This window comes from Agromyces subbeticus DSM 16689 (assembly GCF_000421565.1).
In the GTDB taxonomy this organism is placed as follows: domain Bacteria; phylum Actinomycetota; class Actinomycetes; order Actinomycetales; family Microbacteriaceae; genus Agromyces; species Agromyces subbeticus.
Map to the genome: position 1 here is coordinate 243,209 of NZ_ATXG01000001.1, position 21,788 is coordinate 264,996.

13 protein-coding genes are annotated in these 21,788 nt (G+C 68.8%); 11 read left to right on the forward strand and 2 right to left on the reverse strand.

Going from position 1 to position 21,788, the window contains the following annotated elements; genetic code table 11:
• Positions 1–5 precede the first annotated feature (5 nt).
• From H521_RS0101090 to H521_RS0101100, 3 genes are read left to right on the forward strand one after another with little or no spacing between them, the layout of a single operon-like run.
• Positions 6–2,348, forward strand: a complete 2,343-nt coding sequence (locus H521_RS0101090; RefSeq protein WP_022891180.1) for an arylsulfatase — start codon at positions 6–8, stop codon at positions 2,346–2,348.
• 20 nt (positions 2,349–2,368) lie between these two features.
• Positions 2,369–3,280, forward strand: a complete 912-nt coding sequence (locus tag H521_RS0101095; protein ID WP_245560910.1) for an HAD family hydrolase — start codon at positions 2,369–2,371, stop codon at positions 3,278–3,280.
• Between the two features lie 4 nt (positions 3,281–3,284).
• The gene (locus H521_RS0101100) at positions 3,285–4,976 is read left to right on the forward strand and encodes a SulP family inorganic anion transporter (RefSeq protein WP_022891182.1); all 1,692 of its coding nucleotides are present in this window, start codon (positions 3,285–3,287) and stop codon (positions 4,974–4,976) included.
• 22 nt (positions 4,977–4,998) lie between these two features.
• Here H521_RS0101100 and H521_RS0101105 read toward each other — a convergent pair whose 3' ends face one another.
• On the reverse strand, positions 4,999–5,928 hold the full coding sequence (locus tag H521_RS0101105; RefSeq protein WP_026481756.1) for a formylglycine-generating enzyme family protein: 930 nt from the start codon (positions 5,926–5,928) through the stop codon (positions 4,999–5,001).
• A 78-nt stretch (positions 5,929–6,006) separates the two neighbouring features.
• Between H521_RS0101105 and H521_RS26050 the strand changes: the two genes are divergently transcribed.
• Positions 6,007–7,059, forward strand: coding sequence for a hypothetical protein (locus H521_RS26050; protein ID WP_245560911.1), 1,053 nt, complete (start codon positions 6,007–6,009; stop codon positions 7,057–7,059).
• Positions 7,060–7,133: 74 nt separating this feature from the next.
• On the opposite strand, the gene aspS is transcribed toward H521_RS26050, so the two are convergent.
• Complete coding sequence (gene aspS / locus H521_RS0101115; RefSeq protein ID WP_022891185.1) at positions 7,134–8,477, reverse strand: aspartate--tRNA(Asn) ligase; 1,344 nt, start codon at positions 8,475–8,477, stop codon at positions 7,134–7,136.
• 81 nt (positions 8,478–8,558) lie between these two features.
• On the opposite strand from aspS, the gene H521_RS0101120 reads away from it, so the two are divergent.
• The 7 genes from H521_RS0101120 to pulA all read left to right on the forward strand — a co-directional run bounded on the left by H521_RS0101120 (position 8,559) and on the right by pulA (position 21,770).
• Positions 8,559–9,203, forward strand: coding sequence for a histidine phosphatase family protein (locus tag H521_RS0101120; protein WP_022891186.1), 645 nt, complete (start codon positions 8,559–8,561; stop codon positions 9,201–9,203).
• A complete protein-coding gene (locus H521_RS0101125) occupies positions 9,203–9,805 on the forward strand; it encodes a TlpA family protein disulfide reductase (RefSeq protein WP_022891187.1) in 603 nt (200 codons plus the stop codon). Before H521_RS0101120 ends, H521_RS0101125 begins: the two co-directional genes overlap by 1 nt.
• 3 nt (positions 9,806–9,808) lie before the next feature.
• Positions 9,809–10,561, forward strand: coding sequence for a cytochrome c biogenesis CcdA family protein (locus H521_RS0101130; RefSeq protein WP_022891188.1), 753 nt, complete (start codon positions 9,809–9,811; stop codon positions 10,559–10,561).
• On the forward strand, positions 10,545–12,257 hold the full coding sequence (gene resB / locus H521_RS0101135; protein ID WP_022891189.1) for a cytochrome c biogenesis protein ResB: 1,713 nt from the start codon (positions 10,545–10,547) through the stop codon (positions 12,255–12,257). The genes H521_RS0101130 and resB overlap by 17 nt, the downstream gene beginning before the upstream one ends.
• A gap of 150 nt (positions 12,258–12,407) precedes the next feature.
• Positions 12,408–13,406: a c-type cytochrome biogenesis protein CcsB gene (gene ccsB, locus H521_RS0101140; RefSeq protein ID WP_051159147.1), complete on the forward strand. Its 999-nt coding sequence runs from the start codon at positions 12,408–12,410 to the stop codon at positions 13,404–13,406.
• Positions 13,407–13,582: 176 nt separating this feature from the next.
• On the forward strand, positions 13,583–15,439 hold the full coding sequence (locus H521_RS24780) for a cell wall-binding repeat-containing protein (protein ID WP_022891191.1): 1,857 nt from the start codon (positions 13,583–13,585) through the stop codon (positions 15,437–15,439).
• Positions 15,440–15,695: 256 nt separating this feature from the next.
• A complete protein-coding gene (gene pulA, locus H521_RS20745; protein ID WP_022891192.1) occupies positions 15,696–21,770 on the forward strand; it encodes a pullulanase-type alpha-1,6-glucosidase in 6,075 nt (2,024 codons plus the stop codon).
• The last annotated feature ends 18 nt before the right edge of the window (positions 21,771–21,788 follow it).

Below are 21,788 nucleotides of genomic sequence, written 5' to 3' on the forward strand. Positions count from 1 at the left end.
CCCAAGTGGGAGAGTTCAAGGGCAAGATCGAACTGGACGTGCGCGACTCGGTGGGGGACTGGGACGCGTTCCTTCCTGACAAGGCTCCGCAGGGGGCGCCGAACGTGCTCGTCGTGCTCTACGACGACACCGGGCAGGCCGCGTGGTCGCCCTACGGCGGCCGCATCAACATGCCGACGATGGATCGGCTCGCTGCGGGCGGGCTGACCTACACCCAGTGGCACACCACGGCGCTCTGCTCGCCGACGCGCTCGACCTTTCTGACCGGCCGCAACCACCACCAGAACGGGTTCGCGACGATCTCGGAGTCGTCGACCGGGTTCCCGGGCTACAACTCCCACATCCCGCCGACGAACGCGACGATGGCGAACGTGCTGCGCGACGCCGGCTGGTCGACGTTCTGGGTCGGCAAGAACCACAACGTGCCGATCGACGAGTGGACGGCGGGAGCATCGAAGAAGAACTGGCCGCTCGCTCAGGGCTACGACCGCTTCTACGGCTTCATCGGCGGTGAGACGAACAACTGGTACCCCTCGCTCGCCGAAGACAACCACTACATCGACCAGCCGTACTTGCCCGAAGACGGCTACCACCTCTCGAAGGACCTCGCCGACCAGGCGCTGAAGATGATCCGCGACGTGAAGCAGACCGAGCCCGACAAGCCCTGGTACCTCTGGTTCTGCCCTGGGGCAAACCACGCGCCGCATCACGCGCCCGAGGAGTACATCGCCAAGTACAAGGGCAAGTTCGACGACGGCTACGAGGCGTACCGCGAGTGGGTGCTGCCGCGCATGATCGAGCGCGGCATCCTGCCCGAGGGCACCGACCTCACCGACGTGAACCCGATGCCCGACGGCACCTACACGCAGACCGACTACGTGCGCCCGTGGGCCGAGCTGAACGATGAGGAGAAGGCGATGTTCTGCCGGATGGCGGAGGTCTTCGCGGGGTTCTCGGAGTACACCGACGCCCAGGTCGGCCGCATCATCGACTACCTCGAGGAGTCGGGCCAGCTCGAGAACACCATCGTGCTGTACTGCGCCGACAACGGGGCATCCGGTGAGGGCAGCCCCAACGGTTCGGTCAACGAGGGCAAGATCTTCGGCGGCTACCCCGACTCGCTCGACGACAACCTGCGGCTCGTCGACAAGCTCGGCAGCCCTGACACGTACAACCACTACCCGACCGGCTGGGCGATGGCCTTCTCGACGCCGTATCGCATGTTCAAGCGCTACTCCTACCAGGGCGGCGTGTGCGATCCGCTCGTGATCCACTGGCCGGCGGGCTTCGCGGCCAAGGGCGAGGTGCGCAACCAGTACCACCACTCGACCGACATCGTGCCCACCATTCTCGAGGCGTGCGGCGTGGAGATGCCCGAGACCTATGCCGGCGTCGAACAGAACCCGCTCGCCGGGGTCTCGATGAAGTACTCCTTCGACGCTCCCGTCGACGGCCCGACGGAGAAAGAGACCCAGTACTACGAAATGCTCGGCAGCCGCGGCATCTGGCACAAGGGGTGGAAGGCCGTCACCGTGCACGGCCCGATGGCCGGCACGAGCGGCTTCGAGAACGACACCTGGCAGCTCTTCCACACCGATGTCGACCGGGCCGAGGCGCACGACCTCGCCGCGGAGCATCCCGAGAGGGTCGAGGCGTTGAAGGCGCTGTGGCTCGAGGAGGCGAAGGCGAACGACGTGCTGCCGCTGAACGACCTGCAGATCATCGGCAACCCGAAGGACTTCGAGACCTTCATCTCGATGGAGTTCCATCAGCCGGCTCCGCCGAGCGGGCAGTACATCTACTACCCGGGCACCTCCGAGGTTCCCGAGCGGTCGGCGGCGAACGTGCATGGCGTCTCGTACAAGATCCTGGCCGAGGTCGACTTCACCGGTGAGACGCAAGGCATCATCTTCGCGCACGGCTCACGGTTCGGCGGGCATGCGCTCTTCGTGAAAGACGGCGAGTTGAGCTACGCCTACAACTTCTTGGGCATCCCGCCCGAGAATCGCATCACGGCGCCGGCGCCGCTGAGCGGCCGGCACATCGTGGGCGTCGAGTTCACCAAGGAGCGCATGGGCGACTACCGCGAGGGCATCGGGCCGCTCAAGCTCTTCATCGACGAGCAGCAGGTCGGCGAGCAGGAGATCCGCACGGTGCTCGGGCACTTCTCGCTCTGCGGCGAGGGCCTCTGCATCGGCTACGACAGCGGCGATGCCGTCTCGAGTGCCTATGTCGGTTCGCGGTTCGAGTTCACGGGCGGTGAGATCAAGAAGGTCGTCTTCGACATAGCCGACGACGTGTACCTCGATCTCGAGGGTCACCTCGCGGCGGCGATGGCGCGCGACTGATGAGCGCGTCATCGATGCCCATGCCTTCGTGGGCCGATGGGCCCGCTCGTGACGCGATCATCGCGTTCGTCGAGCGGGTCACCAGCGGCCCCGAGGCCGTGCCCATCGAGGAGCGGATCGCCGTCTTCGACAACGACGGCACCCTCTGGACCGAGAAGCCGATGCCCACGCAGCTGCACTACATCGTCGAGCAGTGGCGTGCCCAGGCCGAGGCCGATCCGTCACTCGCCGACCGCCAGCCCTACCGGGCTGCCGTCACGGGCGACTACGCCTGGCTCGGCGGCGCCATCGACAAGCATTACGCGGGCGATGACAGCGATCTGCAGATCTTCATCGGCGCGCTCGTCGGCGTCACTGCCGGCATGAGCGTCGAAGACTATGCAGCGTCGGTTGGCGAGTTCTACGAGCGGGCGAAGCACCTGACGCTCGGCACCCCGTATGGCGATGCCGTGTACCGCCCGATGATCGAGCTGCTGCGGTACCTCGAGCAGCACGGGTTCACGGTGTACATCGTCTCCGGTGGCGAACGCGACTTCATGCGACCCATGACCCAGCAGTACTACGGGATCCCGCCCGAGCACGTGATCGGGTCTGCGCTCGGTCTCGCGTTCGACGCCGACTCGGGTGACGTGCGCTACACCGCCGGGCTCGATTTCCTCGACGACGGCCCCGAGAAGCCCGTGCGCATCTGGAGCCGCATCGGTCGGCGGCCGCTCCTCGCGGGCGGCAACTCGAACGGCGACCTGCCGATGCTCGAGTTCACCCGCGCCGGCGGCGGCCTCGCGCTGCTGATCCACCACGACGACGACACCGAGCGTGGCGACGTGCCCTACGACAAGGGCGCCGAGCACGCGCTCGCCGCGGCATCCGATCGGGGATTCACCGTCGTGAGCGTCAAGCGCGACTGGTCGACGGTCTTCCCCGAGAACTGACGCCGTGACGTCGACCGCCGCACCGCCCGCCCGCAGGTTCCGCCTCTTCCCGACCCTCGCGGGCTATCAGCGCGGATGGCTCGGGGCCGACGTGCTCGCGGGCCTCTCTGCCGGGGCTGTCGTGATCCCGCAGGCCATGGCGTACGCGACGATCGCGAACCTGCCGGTGGAGCTCGGGCTCTACACGTGCATGGTGCCGATGCTCGTGTACGCGATGCTCGGCGGCTCGCGGGCGATGAGCGTCTCGACGACGTCGACGATCGCGACGCTGACGGCGACCACTCTGGTCTCGGCGGGACTCGCGGCCGGCTCCGACGACCCCGTGCCCGACCTCATGGCGCTGACGCTGCTCGTCGGCGTGATCCTGCTCATCGCGCGGGTGGCGAAACTCGGCTCGCTCGTCGAGAACATCTCGCGGGCAACCATCGTCGGCGTGCAGATCGGGGTCGGTGCGACAGTCGCCGTCGGCCAGTTGCCGAAACTGCTCGGAGAGACGACGGATGTCTCGGCGCACGGGTTCATCCGATCGATCGCCGCGGCTGTCGAGGCGGTGCCGTCGGCGCACCTCGCGACGGTCGTGCTCTCGATCGGGTCGGTGGCGGGGCTGTTCCTCATGAAGCGATTCCTGCCGAAGGTGCCGGCGCCGCTCATCGTCGTCGCCGCCGGCATCCTGCTCGTCGCCTTCACCGGTCTCGACGAGGCCGGCCTCGAACTCATCGCACCGGTGCCGCAGGGGTTCCCGCCGATCGTGCTGCCGACGTTCGCCAATCTCGGCGCGATGCTGCCGGGTGCCGGAGCGATCGCCGTGATGGCGTTCCTCGAGTCCGCGGCGGTGGCGCGCGGCATCCGCAAGCCCGGCGAACCGCAGGTCGACAGCAATCAGGAACTGCTCGCGACCGGCGCAGCCAACGCCATCGGCTCGTTCTTCCAGGTGCTGCCCGCAGCCGGAGGGTTCTCGCAGAGCGCGGTGAACCAGGGCGCCGGAGCGCGCACCCAGCTCTCGTCGCTCGTCACCGTTGCCCTCGCGGTGCTCGTCGCGCTCTTCCTTGGACCGGTCATCAGCCTGCTGCCGCAGGCCACGCTCGCCTCGCTCGTGTTCGTCGCCGTCGTGGGACTGATCGACATCCCCTCGCTCGTGCGGTTCTGGCGCATCAGCCGCAACGACTTCTGGATCGCCGTCGCGACCGCCGTCGTCGGCCTCACCGCGGGCCTGCTGCTCGCGGTCGTGGTCGGCGTTGTCGTCACCCTCGTGGTCGTGCTGCGTGAACTGAACCGGCTGCGGGTCGAGGTCGGGGAGCCTGCTGGGGAGGCGGTCGGCCCGGTGCCTGGTGCGGCGGTCGGCTCAGCCGCCGGCGTGGTGCTGCCTGTGCGCCTGCTCGCCCCGCTCTACACGGCGAACGTGCTCGCGCACGAGAACGCGGTGCTCGACGCTGCGGCGGCGCATCCCGGCATCCGTGCCGTGGCGCTCGAGCTCAGTCGCCTCGACGTCGTGCCGATCACCGTGCTCGACACGCTCGCCGACCTCGATCGCGAGCTCGCCGCGCAGCACATCGAACTGCGGTGCGCCGCGGTGCCCGAGTCGGGAGCGGCGACGGCGCGGAAGGGCAGCTGGTTCACACGGCTCGAGCAGGAGGGACGGGTCTACCCGACCCTCGAGGCGGCTGTGCGGGCGCCGGTGAGGGCGGAGCCGGAGTAGCTCAGCAAGCGGTCTCGCCGCGTCAGCTCACGTCGCGCACGCAGCGGAAGCCGATGTGCGTCGTCGCCGTGTCGTCGGCCTGCGGCGACCGCGCCGATGGGCGGTACCGCAGGCAGTAGTCGGGCGAGCAGAGGTGCGATCCGCCCTTCAGCACGCGACGCGGAATGCGGGAGCCGGGCTCGGCGGATGCCGCGGCGAGCAGGTTCGGCCGCAGCTGCGCGTCGACCGCTTCGACGCCCGGCGGGTTGTGGCGAGACGTGTAGAAGTCGGTGGTCCACTCCCACACGTTGCCCGTGACGTCGAAGAGCTCGTAGCCGTTGGCCGCGAACGTCATGACGGGTGACGTGCCGACCCAGCCCTCGGCGCCGGTGTTGCGGTACGGGAACGAGCCCTGCCAGCGATTGACCATGAGCTCGCCGTCGGGGAACTCCTCGTCGCCCCACGCGAAGCGTGCGCCATCGAGCCCGCCGCGGGCGGCGAACTCGAACTCGGCCTCGGTGGGCAGGCGCTTGCCGGCCCATTCGGCGTACGCCGTGGCATCCGCGAAGCTCACCTGCACGACCGGGTGGTCGGCGCGCTCGGTGAGTGCATCGACGACAAGGCCATCGGGACGGGACGGCTCGGCGCCGAAGGGATGCCGCCAGCTCGCGCCTGCTCCCCAGCGCCACCACTGCCGCCACTCGCGCAGGTCGACCGGGCCGGCGGTCGGCGTGAACACGAGCCCGCCCGGGACGAGGTCGGCGGCGTCGACACCGGGGAAGTCGGCAGGGTCCAGTGGCCGCTCGGCTACGGTGACGTAGCCCGTGGCCTCGACGAACGCCGCGAACTGGGCGTTCGTGACGGGGTGCACGTCGATCTCGAACGGCCCGACCGTGCGTTCGTGCACGGGCGTCTCGTCGGCGTAGAACTCGGCCGACCCCATCTGGAACGTGCCGCCCGCGAGGCGGGCCATCGGCGTGGTCGCGATCTTCACCATCCGAGCCTACGGCCCGCATCGAGTTCTGCGTGAGGTGACGCAGATCTACCTTCCATGCCCATCCGAAGGTCGATTTGCGTCACTTCGGTCGGCGGCGACTCGTCCTCGGCAGGACGGACCAGCAGTCGGGCGTCCACAAACGGGCTCGCGCGGTTGGGGGCGAGCTTGCCGGCGAGCAAGGGTGGTCGGATGCCTCCCCGACAACAACTTCCCGATCACCTCGCAGCCCGGCCGTTCCGAGTACGCGATGCCGCCGCTTCGGGCATCGGTGAAGGACGACTCCGCGGCCCCGACCTGTCGAGACCGTTCCACGGCGTGCGGGCGAGTGCCGTCGAACCGCAGTCCCTGCTGTCGATGTGTGTTGCGTACTCTGCCCGAATGCGCGCGAGCGAGGTGTTCAGCCACGGAACGGCCGCGGAGTTGCACGGGCTCCCACTGCCGCGACGAATGCGTGGCCAACTGCACGTCGCAGCGTTCGTGCCGGAAGGGCTGCCGAGGGCCGCGGGAGTGCGCGGGCATCGTGCACAGCCCGGAGGCGTGCGGGTGGTTCGCCGGTTCGGGCTGTCGGTCGTCGACCCCGTCGATGCATGGTGCCAGCTCGCCGGTTCACTCACCGAGCGAGAACTCGTCGTCGCGGGTGATGCCCTGGTTCGGCGGCAGCAACCGCTCGCCACGCTCGAGGAGCTGGAGCGTGAAGTCAGGCGTCGTGCGGGTCGACGTGGCCAGCGACGGCTGGTCGGCGCGCTCGGGAGGATCCGGCCGCGCACCGACTCGCCGCAGGAGACGGAGCTGCGGCTCGACATCGTCGACTTCGGCCTGCCCGAGCCCGAGGTGAACGTGGAGATCTCCGATCACGACGGGCGGCGGATTGCGATCGCTGACCTCGCGTTCTCCGCCTATCGAGTCGCAGCTGAGTACGACGGTGAGCATCACCGCACCGATCGGCACCAATATGCCCGCGACGTTGATCGACTCGACGACGTCGTCCACGAGGGGTGGCGAATCGTGCGCTTCAACGCCTCCCACCGCGGCATCCTGCGCAGGCAACGTCTCGCGCGGCTGCGAGACGCCTTGATCGCATCTGGCTGGCGCCCGGATGTCTCGTGAGATGACGCGAATCGACCTTCCACACGTGCGGGAAGGTCGATTCGCGTCACTTCACCCGGGTGGGGGAAGAGGAGCTAGGGGAGCAGGCGCGTCGGGCCGCGGAAGAGGTAGGTCGTCTCGCGGATGGACTGCTCGCCGAGCATGAGCATCAGCACGCGGGCGAGGCCCATGCCGAAGCCGCCGTGCGGGGGCACGCCGTAACGGAAGAAGTCGAGGTAGAACTCGAGCTCTTCAGGCTCCATGCCCTTGTCGCGAGCCTGCTCGACGAGCACGTCGATGCGGTGCTCGCGCTGCGCGCCGGTCGAGATCTCGACGCCGTTGTAGATGAGGTCGTACGAGTTCGTGAGGCTCGAGTCGCCCTCGTGGCGCATGTGGTAGAACGGCCGGATGCTCGACGCGTAGTCGATGAGGAACACGAAGTCGTGCCCGAACGTCTCTTTGACGTAGGCCGAGATCTGGCGCTCGCCCTCGGGGTCCATGTCGTCGTCGGCGCGGGGGATCACGTAGCCGCGGTCGGCGACGATCTGCTTCGCCTCGGCGAGCGGGATGCGCGGGAACGGACGCGACGGCACCTGCAGTTCGATGCCGAACAGCTCGGCGATGTCGGCACCGTGCTTGGCGACGACGGCCTCGAAGCCGGCGACCATGAGCTCTTCGTGCAGCGCCATGACGTCTTCGTGCGAGTCGATCCAGCTGATCTCGGTGTCGACCGAGGTGAACTCGGTCGCGTGCCGCGAGGTGAACGAGGGGTCGGCGCGGAACGCGGGCCCGACCTCGAACACGCCGCCGAAGCCGGCCGCCTGCGCCATCTGCTTGAAGAACTGCGGGCTCTGCGCGAGGTACGCCTTGGTCTCGAAGTACTCGACCTCGAAGAGCTCTGCGCGAGACTCCGACGCCGAGGCCATGAGCTTCGGCGTGTGAATCTCGATGAGCCCCTTCTCGACCCACACGCCGCGAAGCGCGTGGAGGAAGGTGGTCTGGATGCGGAAGATGAGCGCCTGCTTCGGGTGACGCAGGTCGAGGAAGCGCCAGTCCATGCGCTTGTCGAGGCTCGAGTCGGCCGCGATCGGCGTCTCGGGGTTCGCGGCAGTGACGACGTCGAACTCGCGGATCTTCACCTCGAGGCCGCCGAGCTTGACGCGCTCGTCGTGCTTGAGCTCGCCGGTCACGGTGATGAACGAGCCGTGCGAGAGCGCCGAGATGGCCTCGGTCGTCGCGAGGCGAGCGGATGCCGCGACGTCCGTTGCATCTTCGACCTCGCGCGTCGCGGGGTTCACGAGCTGCACCGCGCCCGACTCATCGCGAAGGATGACGAACTGCACCTTCTTCTGATCACGCACCGTCTCGACCCATCCGGACACGGTGACGGGGCCGTCGGGGAGCGCGGCGAGGTTCTTGACGAGGGTGCGGGTGTTCACGATCGACCATCCTACCCGTGGGGGTTTCACCGGCCCGGCGCACGGCGGATTCAAAGGGAAGGCCTCTCTAGACTGGAAGCCGTGCCGGCCGAGCAGATCCATCTCGTGCGCCATGGCGAGGTGTTCAACCCCCAGGGCGTGCTCTACGGTCGGTTGCCCGGCTACGGGCTCTCCGATCTCGGTCGCCGCATGGCGCAGGCGGCCGCCGACGATCTCGTCGCCCGCGACCGTCCGGTGAGCGCCCTCATCTCTTCCCCGCTGCAGCGCACGCAGCAGTCGTCGGAGCCGGTCGCCGCGGCGTTCGCCCTCGAGCCGGCGCTCGAGGATCGGGTGATCGAGCCCGAGAACCGCTTCGAGGGCAGGCGCATGCGCGGCGTCGACGGTGCACTCCGCGACATCCGCAACTGGCCGCTGCTCATCAACCCGTGGGAGCCGAGCTGGGGCGAGCCGTTCCGTTCGATCGCCGATCGCATGCTCGCAGCCATCGACGATGCCTGGCAGGCCGCCGACGGCGGAGACGTCGTGATCGTCAGCCATCAGCTGCCGATCTGGATGGTGCACCGTCGACTCGCCGGCCTCTCGCTCTCGCACGACCCCCGCCGTCGCCGGTGCGCCCTCTCGAGCGTCACCACGCTCGAGCGCCGTGGTGCCCGGTTCGTCGAGGTCGGCTACGCGGATCCTGCGGCGGGGCTCGCCGCCGAAGCCACAGATGTAGGAGCAGTGTGATGCGCAAGCGGCGCTCGATGATGATGGCGGTGGCCGTGGCATCCGCCCTGCTGCTGGCGGGCTGCACGAGCGGCAACGACGACCTCGCCGACCAGTTCGCCGAGGGCAGCGGCAAGAACTACATCGCGGGCGACGGCACGATCACGGTCTACGACGCCTCCGACCGCGGCGAGCCGATCGAGTTCGCCGGCGAGACCGTCGAGGGCGAGTCCTTCGACTCGGCGGATGCCGCGGGCAAGGTGCAGGTCGTCAACTTCTGGTACGCGGGCTGCGCGCCGTGCCGGGTCGAGGCCCCCATCCTGCAGGAGGTCTACGACGGCATCGACGCCGACGACGTGAGCTTCACCGGCGTGAACGTGCGCGACCAGGCCGCCAACGCGGCCTCCTTCGAGAAGGACTACGGCATCAGCTTCCCGTCGGTGCTCGACGTCGCGAGCGGTGAAGCCCAGCTCGCGTTCGCCGGCCGGGTACCGCCCGCCGCGGTGCCGACGACGATCGTGCTCGACCAAGACGGCAAAGTGGCGGCTCGCGTGCTCGGCCAGCTGAAAGACGCGTCGATCCTCGAGACGATCATCGACGACCTCCTCGCCGAGCGGGCCTAGCGCATGGGCGCGGGCGAGATCGTGCTGAACGGGCAGCTGCTCGCGGCGATGCCGATCGCGCTCGCAGCGGGACTCGTCTCGTTCCTCTCTCCGTGCGTGCTGCCGCTCGTGCCGGGTTACCTCGGTTACCTCGGCGGGTTCACGGATGCCTCGGCCGACGCCGCCACCGAGCGCAAGAACCGGCGCCGCCTGCTGCTCGGGGTGCTGCTCTTCGTGGCCGGCTTCACCGTGGTGTTCGTGTCGTTCAACCTCGTCGCGGGCGTCGCCGGCGCGTGGCTGCTGCAGTACTCCGACCTCATCGTGCGCATCGCGGGCGTGCTGCTGATCGTCATGGGGCTCGTCTTCATCGGGCAGTTCACGTTCATGCAGCGCACGATCAAGCCGTCGTGGCGCCCGGCGACCGGACTCGCCGGGGCGCCCCTGCTCGGCATCGTCTTCGGCATCGGCTGGACGCCCTGCATCGGCCCGACCCTCGCCGTCGTGCTCGCCCTCAGCGCCGACTCCGCCTCTGCCGGCCGCGGCGTGCTGCTCGGCCTCGCCTACTGCGTCGGCCTCGGCATCCCGTTCCTGCTCGTCGCCGCCGGCTTCAGCTGGGTCACGGGCTCGCTCTCCTTCCTCCGCCGCCACATCCGTGCGATCAACATCGCGGGCGGCACGCTGCTGATCCTCATCGGCGTGCTCATGGTGTCGGGAATCTGGTCCATCTGGATGTACGAACTGCAGGCGGTGATCACGGGTTTTGTCCCCGCAATCTGACCCGGGTGCGCCCTCGCGGCCCGCCGACCACATCGACTCGGTCGAGCCGGATGCCGCCGAGGCATCCGTCACTGGGCCGAAGCTCGGCTTCGTCGGCTGGGTCCGCTTCGGCTGGCGTCAGCTCACGAGCATGCGCACCGCACTGCTGCTGTTGCTGCTGCTCGCGATCGCCGCGGTGCCCGGCTCGCTCGTGCCGCAGCGCTCGAGCGACCCCAACGGCGTCACCCAGTACTTCGACGACAACCCGAGGCTCGCGCCCATTCTCGACAGCGTGCAGATGTTCGACGTCTACACCTCGGCGTGGTTCTCGGCGATCTACCTGCTGCTGTTCGTCTCGCTCATCGGCTGCATCATCCCGCGCACGAAGCACCACTTCGAGGCGTTGCGGGCGCGGCCGCCGCGCACGCCCGTGCGGTTGTCGCGGCTCGCGGGGTTCACCGAACGCGAACTGCCGGTTTCGACAGGCTCGACCAGTGACGCAGCGGCCGAGGCATCGATCGACGCCGCCTCGAAGCAACTGCGGCAGGCGGGCTACCGCGTTGAGCGCTACGCCTTGCGCGGGGAGCCATCGGTCTCGGCCGAGCGCGGCTATCTGCGCGAGACCGGCAACCTCGTCTTCCACACGGCGCTGCTCGGCGTGCTCGTGGCCGTCGGCTTCGGCGGCGGCTTCGGCTTCTCGGGGCAGCGCGTGATCGTCGAGGGACAGACCTTCGTCAACACGCTCGCGGCATTCGACTCGTTCAATCCCGGCCGCTTCTTCAACGACACCCGACTGACGCCCTACCGGCTCTCGCTCGAGAACCTCGACGCCGTCTACGAGACCCGCAATCAAGACGCGATCGGCCAGCCCATCGACTTCACCGCGCACGTGACGGTGCAGGGGCAGCAGGGCGAGGCCGAGGAGCGCACCGTCAAGGTCAACGAGCCGCTCTACACGCACGGCACCGACGTCTACCTGCTCGGCAACGGCTACGCGCCGACGATCACGGTGAAGAACGCCGCGGGCGAGGTCGTGTTCACCGACGCGGTGCCGTTCCTGCCGCAAGACGCGAACCTCACCTCGATCGGCGTCGTGAAGGTGCCCGACGGCATGCCGGAGCAGCTCGGCATGGTCGGCTTCTTCTACCCGACGCAGAGCGAACTCACCACGGGCGCCTACACCTCGAGCTATCCCGACCTGATCCTGCCTGTGCTCACGCTCAACGTCTACGAGGGCGATCTCGGCATCGACGAGGGCACACCGACCTCGGTGTACACGCTCGATCCGTCGACCATGGAACAGCTCACGGGTGGCGACACGGGCGTCGACTCGATCGAGCTCAAGCCCGGCGAGACCGCCGAACTGCCGAACGGGCTCGGCACGGTCACGTTCGACGATGCGACCCCCGAGTCGTCGAGCACGGATGCCGCAGACGGCGACTACTCGCAGAGCGTGCCGCGCTTCGCGAGCTTCGACATCCACCACGACCCGACGCAGATCTGGGTGCTGATCTTCGCCGCGCTGATCCTCGGCGGCCTGCTCGTCTCGCTCTTCGTGCCGCGCCGTCGCATGTGGGTGAAGGCCGTGACGAAGCCCGACGGCCGGGTCGTGCTCGAGTACGCGGCACTCGCCCGCGGTGAGGACCCGGGCCTCGAAGAGGCAGTGACCTCGTTCGCCGACAAGCACGCCGGGCCGCGGCCATCGCCGGTCGAGTAGGCCCGCCAGGGCCGTATCGAGACCTCGCGACAGGTCTCGATACGCTCGCTGGCGCTCGCTACTCGACCGGCGGGAACACACACTTCGACGTAAGGTAGAACAGTGCAGTTGACGCTCGACGAGATCTCCATCCTCTGCGTGTACTCGGCCATGGTCGTCTACGCGATCGCCTTCATCGCGTTCTCGATCGACCTCGCCAAGCGCTCGGCGGCTGCCACAGCGGCAACGGATGCCGCTCTCGTCGAGGCGAAGCAGGCGGTCGCCGTCGGTGCCGCCTCCGATGCCACGGCAGGCACGGGCTCCACGGCCACCGCCGCGCCCGGGGCATCCGCTCGACCGTCGAAGACCGCCGCCGGTACCGGCACCGGTGCCGTCGCCTACGGCCGCTCGCCCTCGCTGCGTGTCGGCGTCGCGATGACGGTGCTCGCCTGGCTGCTGCACCTCACGGCCGACGTGACGCGCGGCTTCGCCGCGGGCCGGGTGCCGTGGGCCAACATGTACGAATTCGCGCTCACGGGCACGCTCATCATCACCACGGTCTTCCTCGTGGTGATCGTGATCTCGAAGCACGACCTGCGGTTCCTCGGCACCTTCGTCACGGGCCTCGTGCTCGTGCTGCTCGGCGTCGCGGCGCTGAACTTCTACGTGAGCCCGATTCCGCTGCCGCCGGCGCTGCAGTCGGTCTGGCTCGTGATCCACGTGTTCGTGGCGAGCGCCTCGGTCGGCCTCTTCGCGCTCGGCTTCGCGCTCTCGGTCGTGCAGCTCATGCAGTCGCGTCGCGAGGCGCTCCTCGACACCGCGAAGGCGGCGAAGGCCACGTTCCTCGCGACGCTGCCCGACTCGGTCACCCTCGAGAATCTCGCCTACCGGGTCAACATCATCGGCTTCATCATGTGGACCTTCACGCTCATGGCCGGGTCGATCTGGGCCGAGAAGGCCTGGGGCCGTTACTGGGGCTGGGACACCAAAGAGGTGTGGACCTTCATCATCTGGGTGGTCTACGCCGGCTACATCCACGCTCGCGCGACGCGCGGCTGGCGCGGCTCGCGTTCGGCCTGGCTCGCGATCATCGGCTTCTCGGCGGTGCTGTTCAACTTCACCGTGGTCAACCTCTTCTTCAAGGGACTGCACGCCTACTCGGGCCTCTGAAGCAGGGCTGCCGGAGCGTGAGGGTTCGAGCTGCGGCCCCGATGGCCATTTCGCCCCCGACGTCGGGCACCGATCGTTGGCTAGTGTGGACCGCGGATCCCTACATCCGTTTCGACACGTCATCGGCTTGACGCCGCATCGGCGGCGGGTTGGGGTGCGCGACGAAGGGTAGCCCTGTGAAGAAGCTCGTGGTCGGACTGGTCGCCGCGGTACTGCTCGTCTCGATGAGCGCGGTTCCCGCTTCTGCGGCCGACAACGGCGACGACCTCATCGACGAATCGACCCAGCACGCGGCGCAGGTTCTCGAGCAGGCGGAATCCGCAGCTGATCCGGCGCCGGGCGACAGAGCCGCCGATGGTGCGGCCGAGCGTCGCGCAGACCAGGACGAAGCGCTCGCCGGTGCGGCGTTCGCTGATGATGGAATCGAGGCCGCGCTGGCCGGCGGCGACTTCACGCCCGGTGATCTCATCGCCGACGTGAACTTCTACGACAAGGCCGCGATGTCGGAAAGCCAGATCCAGGGCTTTCTGCAACAGATGGTCGGGAGTTGTGCAACGTCGCTCTGTCTCGCGAACTACAAGGCCACGACCCCGAACCGCACGTGGAGCTACGGCACGTGCTCGCCGTACGCCGGAGCGGCGAACGAGTCGGCGGCCCGGATCATCTTCAAGGTGCAGGAGGCGTGCGGACTCAGCGCGAAGGTCATCCTCGTCACCCTGCAGAAGGAGCAGTCGCTTCTCACGAATCCGCAGCCCACGCAGGAGGTCCTGCGGAAGGCGATGGGCTACGGATGCCCAGACACCGCAGCGTGCGACTCGACGTACTACGGCTTCTTCAACCAGGTGTACGCCGCCGCTCGTCAACTGACGTGGTACGGCAACCCCGGCGGTTCGTTCACGTGGTTGAAAGTGGGGCAGCCGAATCACGTGCTCTTCCACCCCGACGACGATCGCTGCGGCGGCGCGAGCGTGACGATCGCGAACAGTGCGACGGCGGCGCTCTACTACTACACGCCGTACCAGCCGAACGCCGCAGCGCTCGTCGACCTCTACGGCACGGGTGACTCGTGCTCCAGCTATGGCAACCGGAACTTCTGGCGAATGTACAGCGACTGGTTCGGCGACCCCAGGAGCGGCGTGGTGCTGACGACGGAGCGCCTGGAGGGTGTCGATCGCTATGCGACGGCGGTTGCCATCTCCGAGGCGAGCTACCCCGGAGGGGCGCCGGTGGTGTACATCGCCTCGGGCACCGAGTTCGCCGACGCGCTGGCGGCGGCCCCTGCGGCTGCGCACAAGGGCGGCCCGATGCTGCTTACGGCGGCCGACGTCCTCCCCGAAGCCACGGCCGCCGAAATCCGACGGCTCGCACCGCAACAGATCGTCGTCGTCGGCGGCGACGGCGCTGTCGGTGCATCCGTGATGCGAACGCTCCTGCAGATCGCGCCAGCCAAGAGGATCGGCGGCACCGACCGCTACGACACGTCGCGCAACATCATCGCCGACGCATTCGGTCCGACTGCCATCGCCTATCTCGCGACCGGGCGTGATTTCCCCGATGGGTTGAGCGCAGGCGCCGCCGCCGGAGCGATCGGAGCGCCCGTCGTGCTCGTCGACGGCCTCGGGAGCAGCGTCGATGAGAAGACGCTCGCGCTCCTGCGAAGCAAGGGCATCGCCGAGGTGCGCATCGCAGGAGGCGACGGCGTCGTCTCACCCGGCATCGCGTCGAGCCTCGCCGCGGCGTCGATGACGGTCAAGCGGTACGCGGGTGCCGATCGCTATACGACGAGCGTCGCCATCAATACGGTCTTCGCGACGACCGCCAACGCGTACATCGCCACGGGCGCCTCATTCCCCGATGCCCTGACCGGTGCCGCTGCCGCAGGCGCAGCCGGTGATCCGCTGTACCTGGCAGCGCAGTCGTGCGTTCCCGGTGCTGTTCGCAGCGCAGCGCTCGGCCAGGGCGTCACGTCGTTGACGTTGCTCGGTGGTCGAGGCGTGCTGGCCGAGGCCGTGGGTCGGCTCCAGTCCTGCTGAGCGCAGCGGTTCGGCCGCAGAGGGTCGGCGCCGACTGAGACGGGCATGCCGGTGACCGACGGAATCTGCCTGACAGCGCTTCCAGTCGGCTAGGCCTCGTACGCGCCCTGATGATCGGGCTGCCGTCGAGCACTCACGCCCACTTCCTTTGCCGTACTGCTCCAGCCGTGTAAGCGCTTGCATTAACGAGCCTGCCGCTGCTACCGTCGCCTGCAGGTCGGAGGCACGCGGACGTGCCGGAAATCGGGAGTCAAGGATGACGCAACGCGCTCGCGCACGCAGCTGGTTCGCCCTCGTGGTGTCGGGAGCCCTCGCGGCATCCGCCCTCGCCGTCATTCCGGGCCTCGCGGCCTCGGCCGTCGAGGAGCCGCGCACCTTCGCCCTCGTCGGATCGCTGCAAGACGAGCTCGGGTGCTCTGCCGACTGGCAGCCCGAGTGCGCGGCGACCGAGCTGACTGCCACCGGCACGGCGGGCGTCTTCGCGGCCGAGTTCACGGTGCCGGCCGGCACTTGGGAGTACAAGGTCGCCGTGAACGACTCGTGGAGCGAGGCGTACGGCCTGAACGGCGGCGGCGACAACATCCCGCTGACGGTCGCGGGCGACACCACCGTGCGGGTCGTGTTCGACGACACGCTCAAGAAGGTCGGCCTCGAGCTGACCGGAGCGAGCCTGGGCGGCGCGTACGACGCGGCATCCGACGCGGCCCTCGTCGCCGAGCCGGCGCGGCAGGCCGGCAGCGACGAGACGTTCTATTTCGTGATGACCGACCGCTTCGCGAACGGCGACGCCGCGAACGACGAGGGCGGGCTGGGGGTCGATGGGCACAGTGGCGACCGCCTCACGACGGGCTACGACCCGACCGACAAGGGCTTCTACAACGGCGGCGACCTCGCGGGCCTGCGATCGCAGCTCGACTACATCGACGGGCTCGGCACGACCGCGATCTGGCTCACCCCGAGCTTCAAGAACCGCCCCGTGCAGGGCGAGGGCGCGAACGTGAGCGCCGGGTACCACGGCTACTGGATCACCGACTTCACGCAGATCGACCCGCACCTCGGCACGAACGCCGAGCTCGAGGCGCTCATCGCCGAGGCGCACGCGAAGGACATCAAGGTCTACTTCGACATCATCACGAACCACACGGCCGACGTGATCGACTACGAGGAGCAGCAGTACTCCTACATCGATCAGGCGACGAGTCCGTACACGGATGCAGCGGGCACGGCCTTCGACCCGGCCGACTTCGCAGACGCCGATACGGGCGCCGACTTCCCGGCCCTCGACCCGGCGACGAGCTTTCCGTACATCCCGAGCCTCACGCCCGAAAACGCCGAGCTCAAGGTGCCGGCCTGGCTCAACGACCCCACGCTGTACCACAACCGCGGCGACTCGACGTGGGAGGGCGAGTCGGTCACGTACGGCGACTTCTCGGGCCTCGACGACCTCATGACCGAGCACCCGACCGTCGTGAACGGCTTCGTCGACGTCTACCAGCAGTGGATCGATCTCGGCATCGACGGCTTCCGCATCGACACCGCCAAGCACGTCAACTTCGAGTTCTGGGAGCAGTGGTCGAGCCAAGTGCTCGACTACGCGCACGACGCCGGCAAGCCCGACTTCTTCATGTTCGGCGAGGTCTACGACGCCGATCCGGTGAAGCTCAGCCCGTACGTGCGGAACACCGACATGAACTCGGTGCTCGACTTCACCTTCCAGTCGCAGACCGTGAGCTTCGCGGCCGGCAACTCGGCGAAGAACCTGCAGTCGCTCTTCGCGGGCGACGACTACTACACGACGCCCGACTCGTCGGCGACGGCGCTGCCGACCTTCCTCGGCAACCACGACATGGGCCGTGTGGGCTACTTCCTGCAGTCGACGGATGCCCCGCTCGAACGTGACGAGCTCGCGCACGAGCTGCTCTTCCTCACGCGCGGCCAGCCCGTCGTCTACTACGGCGACGAGCAGGGCTTCGCCGGCACCGGTGGCGACAAGGACGCGCGGCAGACGCTCTTCGCCAGTCAGGTCGCCGAGTACCAGAACCAGTCGCTCGTCACGGGCGAGACCGCCGGCAGCGTCGACCGCTTCGGCACGGATGCCCCGCTCTACACGCACATCTCCGAGCTCGCCGCCCTGCGCGACGCGCACCCGGCACTCGACACCGGCGCCCAGATCGAGCGCTACGTCGACAACGGCGCCGGCGTCTACGCGTTCAGCCGGGTCGATGCAGCCGAGCGGGTCGAGTACCTCGTGGCGTCGAACAACTCGAACGTCGCGAAGACGGTCGAGGTCTCGACGCTGACGAAGGACGGAGCGTTCTCGCCGCTCTACGGCGGTGGCTCAGCGATGGTGGCGAATACAGATGGCGTGGCATCCGTCACCGTGCCGGCGCTCGGCACCGTCGTGTTCAAGGCCGACCGCACGGTCAGCGCTCCCGACGCGGCATCCGCCATCTCGGTGTCGACGCCGGCGGCCGGCGCCGGCGTCACGGGCGTCACGCCCGTCGTGGCCGACGTCGACGACGCCACCTGGCAGGAGACGAGCTTCGCCTGGCGCGTCGCCGGTGCCACGGGCGACGACGCCTGGCACGCGCTCGGCACCGCTGAAGACACGAGCCCCCGGGTATTCCACGACACGGCGGGGCTCGAGACGGGCACCCTGCTCGAGTACCGCGCGATCTCGACGGATGCCGCGGGCAACCGTGCTGCGTCGAGCACCTACGCGTCGGTCGGCAACGCCGTGAACCTCGTCAAGGAGGAGGAGCCCGAGCAGCCGATCGACCTCGTGACGGTGCCCGGGTCGCACAACTCCGAGATGGGCTGCGCGGGCGACTGGGCTCCCGGCTGCGAGGTCGCGAAGCTCACGCTCCGCGCCGACGGCATCTACACCGGCACGTTCGACGTGGCCGCGGGCGACTACGAGTACAAGGTTGCGATCAACGGCAGCTGGGACGTGAACTACGGCGCGAACGGCGAGCCGAACGGCGGCAACGTCACCTACTCGCACCCGGGCGGGCCGATCACGTTCTTCTGGAACCCGAACACGAAGGTCGTCTCCTCGACCGCCGAGGGCCCCGTCGTGACCCTTCCCGGCAGCTTCCAGTCCGAGGTCGGATGCCCCGGCGACTGGCAGCCCGAGTGCCTCGCGTCGCTCATGCAGGACGGCGACCGCGACGGTGTCTTCACGTACGCGACCGACGAGATTCCCGACGGCGCCTACGAGACGAAGGTCGCGCACGGCCAGGGCTGGGACGAGAACTACGGCGTCGGCGGCGCACCCGGCGGGGCGAACTACTCGTTCACCGCGACGGCGGGCAAGCTCGTCGAGTTCCGATACACCCTCGCCACGCACGTGCTCGAGATCGTCGTGACCGACCCGCCGCTCGCCGGCACTGGCGAGCTTCGCGCGCACTGGATCGACGAGAACACGCTCGCCTGGCCTGCCGAACTGCTCGGCGGCAACGAGGCGACGGATGCCGCGTGGACGCTCGAGCACTCGCCCGCGGCGTCGCTCGCGGTGGCCGACGGCGAGGTGACGGGCGGCGGCGACGCCATCGTGCTCGAGCGCGACCCGGCAGGCCTCTCCGACGAGCAGCTCGCGACCTTCCCGGCCCTCGTGGGGTACCTCGCGCTGCGGCCGGTCGGGCTCGACCGCGCCGAGGTGCAGCAGCTCCTGACCGAGCAGCTCGCCGTCGCGCAGACGACGGGTGAGACGCTGAGTGCGTTCACCGGCGTGCAACTGCCGGGTGTGCTCGACGGGCTCTACGGCGACGCCGTGGCATCCGTGCCGCTCGGCGTGAGCTGGGAGGACGATGTCGCGAGCGCGACGCTCTGGGCGCCGACCGCTCGCACGGTGTCGCTCGAACGATGGAATGCCGGGGCATCCGGTGACGCCGAGCTCATCGAGGCGAGCTTCGACGAGACCGACGGCACGTGGAGCGTCGACGATCTCGGCGCCGGCGACGAGTATCGGTGGTCGGTCGAGGTCTACGCTCCGACGACCGGGGCGATCGAGACCAATTCGGTCACCGATCCGTACTCCGTGGCCCTCACGACGAACTCGGTCCGCTCGGTCGTCGTCGATCTCGACGACGAGTCGTTGCGGCCCGAGCAGTGGGAGCAGACCCCGGCACCGATCGTCGAGCGCCCGGTCGACCGCGCGATCTACGAACTGCACGTGCGCGACTTCTCGATCGGCGACGAGACGGTGCCCGCTGAAGAGCGCGGCACCTACCGGGCCTTCACTCGCGATTCGGCGGGCACCGCCCAGCTGCAGCAGCTCGCCGAGGCGGGCATCAACACCGTGCACCTGCTGCCGACGTTCGACATCGCCACGATCGAGGAGAACCGCGCGGCGCAGGCGACTCCCGAGTGCGACCTCGCGTCGTTCGGGCCCGCTTCGCCCGAGCAGCAGGCGTGTCTCGAGTCGATCCGCGACCTCGACGGATTCAACTGGGGCTACGACCCGTTCCACTTCCAGGCGCCCGAGGGCTCCTACGCGGTGGACCCGAACGGTGGCGCCCGTGTCGCCGAGTTCCGCGAGATGGTCGGAGCACTGCACGCCACGGGGCTGCAGGTCGTGCTCGATGAGGTGTACAACCACACCGCGGCATCCGGACAGGGCGAGAAGTCGGTGCTCGACCGCATCGTGCCCGGCTACTACCAGCGCCTGAACGCTGCCGGCAGCGTCGAGACCTCGACGTGCTGCCAGAACGTCGCCACCGAGCATGACGTGGCGCAGAAGCTCATGGTCGATTCGGTCGTTCTGTGGGCGAAGGAGTACAAGGTCGACGGCTTCCGCTTCGACCTCATGGGCCACCACTCGAAGGCCAACATGCTCGCCGTGCGGGCGGCACTCGACGAGCTCACGCTCGCCGAAGACGGCGTCGACGGCTCGGCCGTGCATCTCTACGGCGAGGGCTGGAACTTCGGCGAGGTCGCGAACAACGCGCTCTTCGAGCAGGCCACGCAAGGTCAGCTCGGTGGCACGGGCATCGGTACGTTCAGCGATCGGCTGCGCGACGCGGTGCACGGCGGCAGCCCGGTCGCGGCGGACACGAAGTTCGATCAGGGCTTCGGAACGGGCCTCGGCACTGACCCCAACGCCTACGCCGACGGTACCCCCGAAGAACAACTTGCCGACCTCGCGCACCAGACCGATCTCGTGAAGCTCGGCCTCGCGGGCAACCTGCGGGCATACGAGCTCGAGGCCGCCGACGGAACCGTGAAGCGCGGCGACCAGCTCGATTACCGCGGTTCGCCGGCCGGTTACGCCGACCAGCCCGAGGAGATCATCACCTACGTCGACGCGCACGACAACGAGACGCTGTACGACCACGGGGTGCTGAAGCTGCCGGTCGAGACGACGATGGCCGACCGCATTCGCATGAACACGCTGTCGCTCGCGACCGCCACGTTCGCGCAGACGCCGTCGTTCTGGCACGCCGGCACCGAATTGCTGCGCTCGAAGTCGCTCGACCGCAACAGCTACAACTCGGGCGACTGGTTCAACCGCATCGACTGGACCGGCCAGGAGTCGACCTTCGGCTCGGGCCTGCCACCCGAGGCCGACAATGCCGACTTCTGGGATGAGATGGCGCCGCTGCTCGCCGACCCCGCGCTCAAGCCGGGCGCTGCGGACATCGCCGCGGCCGAGGCATCCGCCCTCGACCTGCTGCGCGTGCGCAACGAGGTCGACCTGCTGCAGCTCGGCTCGGCGGCGCTCATCGACGAGAAGGTGTCGTTCCCGGTCGGCGGGCCCGATGCCACGCCGGGCCTCATCGTGATGCAGATCGACGACCTCGTGGGCGATGACGTCGACCCCGAGCTCGATGGCGCGCTCGTCGTGTTCAACTCGACGCCCGAGGCGATCACCGAGCAGCTCGACGGGCTCGCCGGTCGCGAGTTCGCGCTGACCGAGGCGCAGGCCTCGGGTGCCGACGAGGTCGTGAAGGCGACGGCGTGGGATGCCGCGGCGGGCGCCGTGACCGTGCCTGCGCGAAGCGTCGCCGTGCTGGTCGACGAGCAGCCGCCGCCGGCCGTGGCGACGTTCACCGTCGCGACGCCGAACAAGCTCCTCGCCAAGGCCGGCTCGGCCGTGCGGATGCAGGGCCAGGTCTTCGCGCTCGACGGCGCCGCGCCGGTGGGCACCCTGCGGGTGTTCGACGGCGGGACGGCCATCGCCGAGACCGAGCTCGTGGCGGGCGACCGCGGACGCTTCGCCGTCAAGCTGCCGAAGCTGCCCCGCGGCCTGCACCTGCTGCGCGCCGAGTTCGACGGCGGCGACGGCTTCGCCGACTCGCAGTCGTTCACGGTGCCGTTGCTGCTCTGGTGAGGTGGAAGGGAGCCGGGC